The 1,773-nt window shown below is 58.5% G+C and carries 1 protein-coding gene; it reads right to left on the reverse strand.

Annotated features, from left to right (window positions below):
- Positions 1-1,773 (reverse strand): hemagglutinin repeat-containing protein (locus tag AAV94_RS00005; RefSeq protein ID WP_046740282.1); only part of this gene is annotated, 1,773 nt, incomplete at both ends.

Below are 1,773 nucleotides of genomic sequence, written 5' to 3' on the forward strand. Positions count from 1 at the left end.
TTGGAATTGTTCGGTGACTTCAACCTGCAGGTTGAGTTCTTTGAGCACTCTCTCACTATCAAAGTTGTTGTCCAAGTAGCCTGCCTGGCTGGCGTAGTTGTCTGTGGTGGCATCGGTGCGGATGGCTGCCACCGCTTCTTCTGCCGTTTGGCCGGTCAGGGCTTGTTGTTTGGCTTGGTCTGTGATGCCGATGTTGGCGGTGTTGATGCCGCTTTGGGTCACGCTGCTGGCGCTTTCGCTGTCTGCGCCAAGGCCTACGGATTTGCTCAGTGCGCTGGTTGCGTTGCCTTTCTTGTCGACGGTTTTGCCATCCCAGCCGCCGTTGATGGCACCACTGGCTGACACGCCAAAGCTTTCCCCATCGTAGTTGGCACGGTTCTGGATGTCGCTGGCGGTCAGGGTTCCGGTGCTCAGGCTGTTTTTGCCTGCTTCTTCTGCCGCCTGGCTGGAGGTGATAAGGCCGCCTTGAAGGTCGGTGTTGCCCTCTACTTTGATCTGGTAGCCGCCATCGCCGGCCAGGATGCCCGATTGTTCTCTCACGGCTGCGTAGTCAGCATTGATTTTGCTTTGGCTGTAGCTGCCTGAGGCGGATGCGCCATAGCCTACGGTGACTTGCGCGCTCATGTCTTTTTGCCGGCTGTCGTATCTGGAGGTGTCCTGCAGGCTTTGGATGTTCAGTTCTGCGGCTTCTATGCCCACGCTTTGGCCTGTGACTTGGCCGCCGATGATGTTGGTGGCTCCTGCACTTTGGATGGTGGTGGCACTGCTTGTGCTGCCTACGTGGCTGTTGCGGTAGCTGGTGTCGTCTCCGTTACCTGTGCCTTTGCCATGGTTGCCGCCTGCGGTGATGCCAAAGCCCATGCCACTTTGGCCGTAGCTGATGGCTACGCCGGCATTCCAGCCGCTACTGGTGTTGCTGCTGCGTTCGGTGTTGGTTTGCTCGGCTGCAAGGATGTTGACTGCGTTGTCTGCTTGCAGGTGCGTGCCGCCTTGGCCAGCAATGTCTGAGCCAATAATGTTGATGTTGGAGTTTTCATCCGCGCCTTGGGCTGTGATGTGGACTTTGCCTCCTGCGTGAAGTTGGCTGGCTGCGGCTTCAGTGCTGCGGCTATGGCTTTCTGACTGGCTTTTTTGTTCGCCGTAGGTAATGGATACGCTGATATCCTGGCTGACTGCAGCCTTGGGGTCTTGCGCTATTTGGCGCATGGCCCCGGCTGATTGGTAGGTCTCCCAGGCTGTGTTGGCTGCCGCCAGGGCGTTAATGCGGTCGTCTTTGCTTTGACCTATTTTTTCGACGGATTTGACAGCTGAGGCGGCTGCTTGCATGGCGTTGATCACCGGGGCGTTGACCGCCACGGTCAGGCCTTTTTGCTCAAACTTGTAGTGGTAGTCATGACTGTGGCCATCTTGCGCTGCTTCGATGGCAACTTGCTGTGCGCGGATGTTGACATCACCTTGTGGGGAGGAGACGGTACTGCCCGTTTGCTGGTAGCGGCGCCCGGCTTGTATGTAGGTGTCTCCGCTCACACTGCCCACCATGCTGGTCGCTGCCGTATTGCTGGAGGTGGCTGTATCGGTGCTTTGCTGTTGCTTGCCAATGGTCACGCCCAGGCCACCGCCGCTGAACAGGCCGGATTTCCTGACTTCTCGAAAGCTCTCTTGCGACTGGGTGTGCTGCCCTGCCGCAATGGCGATGTCGTTGCCCGCGCGCAGGTTCACTTCGTGCGTGCCCACCACGTCGCTGGCGGTGATGCCCAGGTCGCGCCCGGCCTG

Origin of the sequence: Lampropedia cohaerens, from assembly GCF_001005215.1 — a bacterium.
Lineage (GTDB): Bacteria > Pseudomonadota > Gammaproteobacteria > Burkholderiales > Burkholderiaceae_C > Lampropedia > Lampropedia cohaerens.